The 2717-nt window shown below is 40.9% G+C and carries 7 protein-coding genes and 1 pseudogene; 7 read left to right on the plus strand and 1 reads right to left on the minus strand.

Annotation, left to right across the window (positions count from 1 at the left end; all coding sequences use genetic code 11):
• Positions 1-98: 98 nt before the first annotated feature.
• The 7 genes and pseudogenes from H6B30_RS15760 to H6B30_RS15790 form a co-directional block, all read left to right on the plus strand.
• Positions 99-314: pseudogene (locus tag H6B30_RS15760) on the plus strand (PcfJ domain-containing protein); the annotation flags it as partial.
• A 26-nt stretch (positions 315-340) separates the two neighbouring features.
• On the plus strand, positions 341-598 hold the full coding sequence (locus tag H6B30_RS15765) for a DUF8466 domain-containing protein (RefSeq protein ID WP_205112212.1): 258 nt from the start codon (positions 341-343) through the stop codon (positions 596-598).
• Between the two features lie 11 nt (positions 599-609).
• Positions 610-825 (plus strand): hypothetical protein, encoded by a 216-nt coding sequence (locus tag H6B30_RS15770; RefSeq protein WP_072541306.1) that lies wholly within the window; start codon positions 610-612, stop codon positions 823-825.
• A gap of 2 nt (positions 826-827) precedes the next feature.
• The gene (locus tag H6B30_RS15775) at positions 828-1049 is read left to right on the plus strand and encodes a DUF3873 domain-containing protein (protein ID WP_205112213.1); all 222 of its coding nucleotides are present in this window, start codon (positions 828-830) and stop codon (positions 1047-1049) included.
• Positions 1019-1285: a DUF6956 domain-containing protein gene (locus H6B30_RS15780; RefSeq protein ID WP_239484174.1), complete on the plus strand. Its 267-nt coding sequence runs from the start codon at positions 1019-1021 to the stop codon at positions 1283-1285. Before H6B30_RS15775 ends, H6B30_RS15780 begins: the two co-directional genes overlap by 31 nt.
• A 62-nt stretch (positions 1286-1347) precedes the next feature.
• On the plus strand, positions 1348-1551 hold the full coding sequence (locus H6B30_RS15785) for a hypothetical protein (protein WP_205112215.1): 204 nt from the start codon (positions 1348-1350) through the stop codon (positions 1549-1551).
• A 52-nt stretch (positions 1552-1603) separates the two neighbouring features.
• Positions 1604-1909 (plus strand): hypothetical protein, encoded by a 306-nt coding sequence (locus H6B30_RS15790; protein WP_018709729.1) that lies wholly within the window; start codon positions 1604-1606, stop codon positions 1907-1909.
• 105 nt (positions 1910-2014) lie between these two features.
• Here the strand turns inward: H6B30_RS15790 and H6B30_RS15795 are convergent, their stop codons facing one another.
• Complete coding sequence (locus H6B30_RS15795; RefSeq protein ID WP_205112216.1) at positions 2015-2518, minus strand: hypothetical protein; 504 nt, start codon at positions 2516-2518, stop codon at positions 2015-2017.
• Positions 2519-2717 lie beyond the last annotated feature (199 nt).

The raw sequence follows: 2717 nt of genomic DNA on the forward strand, positions 1-2717 counted from the left end.
GTTGCTGCTAAATAATATTGAATAATAGCTATTTATTAGTAACGCTACGCATAATATAACACTTTGCATAATGGTGCTTATGTTCAGCTTTGCATAAGCACCATTGTGTGGGAAGCTATCACAAGAGGACAGACTCTCTTATACTATCCGCAACCATTGACGGCAAACGCATTGAAACGGTTGAGGTTTCACTGACAACATTCAAGGTGGTACAGAGCAGAGGTGTATGTAATTCCAATACCGAATACCACGACCGCATCATCAGCCTTGTAGAGAGCAATGCCGAACTTATCCGCAAACGGATGAGTGCTTGATTTATAGACTTCAAAATATACATGATATGGAAATAAAGATAGAAAACATACTGATATTATGGGACGAGAAAGTAACCGACATCTTTGTCGGTCTGATAAACACCTTGTCCTTGAGTTTCAGTGAAAAGGAAATCCGCAATTCAATGGCGAAACTTTCAGAAAACGAGAACTTCGGAAGGCTGTTCGCCTACGGCTTCGGAGCGCATCACCTTTGGGTAGCCCAAAGGATGATAACCAACCCTGAAAAGGTAATGGAGAACCGACTGCTGATTGTTGAATTTTAACCGATACAGATATGGCAAAATATGTAGTAAATACAAGATTTGTATTTTCGGGAGTGTTCGAGGTAGAAGCCGATAGCAGAACGAAAGCAAGAGAACTCGTAATGAAAGAGTGCGGTTTGGTAATGGGCGGAAACATTCACACCACATTGGATGATGAAGAAGTGGACTGGGATTTCGATACCCACCCCGAAAAAGAAATAGGAAAGATAACCATTAAAAGGAAATGACCATGACAACAAGAATGACCATCAACGAAGTAAGTACCTGCCAGACGGCAGGTACTGAGAAGTACGAAAAGTACCAAACGACTATCAGACGGAAAAGAACAACCCTTTTCCAATATGACTACCGACACACGGACGGAGAACTTTTCTCCTGCGTGAGACCGACATTGGAGGAGTGCAGACACCTGCGTGACGAATGGATAAAAGGAAAGGAGGACAGATTATGACAGCATACTATGATACTTTGATTGTGACATTCAGCGACCCTATCGGAATTTTGGATATGATGTGTACCGATACTTGTGATGTGGCAACACTAAAGGAGTGGATAGAGAGCTACGAAAGTACAAGAATGACCCCGATAAGCGAACATACGGCAGTCATCACTTCAGAATACAACATGGTGCATGTGGTGGAATGGCTCAGAAAATATACCCCCATTGCCGAAATGAAAGAATACTAAAGGTGTGGCGGTACACAATACCGCCCGCACCCGAAACAGACAACCCATAAAAAAGAAAGAGCATGAAATACTATTTTATATTGACAGACAGCAGGGACGCATGGATGCAGTTCGTTTACCTCCCTACGGAAGATTATGTGTCCGGCTATATCCGTGACTTGCGGAGTGTGGGAATATCCGTACATGACTATGACCTTTGGACGGAGGAAACACGACCCATTGCCGAGCGCACATTGGAACATATAAGGCAGAGCATGAATGTATAAAAAATCGGGTGGCAAAAGCCATCCATTGGCAATAACTTAAATTCATATACAGATGATAGCGAATACAATCTTACAGCAGTTGGGCGGTCATGGATTTACCGTCATGACGGGAAGCCGTAACTATATCAATTTGGGCAACGGACTACAAATGAGCCTTGCAAGGAACAAGACGTCAGCCAACAGACTGAAAATCATATTGGACGAGGATACGGATACATACACCATGTATTTCTATCGTCAGACACTGACGAAGTATGCGGACATCAGGGTCAAGGAGATAGCCAAATACGAGGGAGTGTACTTTGATATGCTCCAGCAGATTTTCACGGATGTAACGGGACTTTACACCCGACTTTAGGCAGAGGCGGCGAGAGCCGCCCTACTTTCTTTCGGTGAGCAGAAGGCGGACAAAGAAAGTAGCAAAGAAACCGCTGTTCCAAAGACTTCCATTGACGGAAGTCTTTTAATTTAATATTTTAGAAAAATCTATTCGTTGATATAAAATACTAGCCATTACCATCGCTAATATTTTTTGATGTCCATATTCCATATCATCAAAATTTGTTTGTCCGTGTTCTATTGCAGCTTCTATTCTTCCAGCAGCAGCTAATATCAGATTTTTCTGGTCTTCATCTCCAAAACTACCCTGGTTAATAATAGCTTCATAATCAGAAGACTCCCATCTTTTACCTTTTTTATAGATATTCCAATTCAAATGTGATTTTACATATTCTGCAAGAACATCTTCATTAGCATGATATTCCTTTGGTGGCTGTACTTCTGATATTTCATCCAATAATCTATTTACTTCTTCTGCCAATGAATCCTCTTCTGGTTCTACTCTGTTTTCTTTCAAATTCCAAGTCAACTCCCAATTTGGTACTATGTGCGATAAAGGGCGAGTTACCATATAATCAAAAAGCTCACTTTGCTTAAAAAAAGCAGATATTTTCTCTTTTCTTGTCATAATTGTTGTGTATTATTCATTTTACAGATTTCTATTCAGAATAAGTGAAAGTGGAAAAGCCACGCGAATTTGACCCTTTTGGCCAAGCAGTATTTGCCCACCTTTGGCTACAATATGATTGACCCTTTAAAGTCCTGGTGTTGGGGGTCAATTTTATTTTACCCTTTTAAAATTTCCCGTTTTTCTTAGACCTTAACTT

Source organism: Marseilla massiliensis, assembly GCF_016899955.1.
Classification (GTDB): domain Bacteria; phylum Bacteroidota; class Bacteroidia; order Bacteroidales; family Bacteroidaceae; genus Prevotella; species Prevotella intestinigallinarum.

Excerpts from the sequence above, each read along its gene's own strand:
- H6B30_RS15765 (WP_205112212.1), top strand. The coding sequence starts at position 341 with ATGGAAATAAAGATAGAAAACATACTGATATTATGGGACGAGAAAGTA.
- H6B30_RS15770 (WP_072541306.1), top strand. The coding sequence starts at position 610 with ATGGCAAAATATGTAGTAAATACAAGATTTGTATTTTCGGGAGTGTTC.
- H6B30_RS15775 (WP_205112213.1), top strand. The coding sequence starts at position 828 with ATGACAACAAGAATGACCATCAACGAAGTAAGTACCTGCCAGACGGCA.
- H6B30_RS15780 (WP_239484174.1), top strand. The coding sequence starts at position 1,019 with ATGGATAAAAGGAAAGGAGGACAGATTATGACAGCATACTATGATACT.
- H6B30_RS15785 (WP_205112215.1), top strand. The coding sequence starts at position 1,348 with ATGAAATACTATTTTATATTGACAGACAGCAGGGACGCATGGATGCAG.
- H6B30_RS15790 (WP_018709729.1), top strand. The coding sequence starts at position 1,604 with ATGATAGCGAATACAATCTTACAGCAGTTGGGCGGTCATGGATTTACC.
- H6B30_RS15795 (WP_205112216.1), bottom strand. The coding sequence starts at position 2,518 with ATGACAAGAAAAGAGAAAATATCTGCTTTTTTTAAGCAAAGTGAGCTT.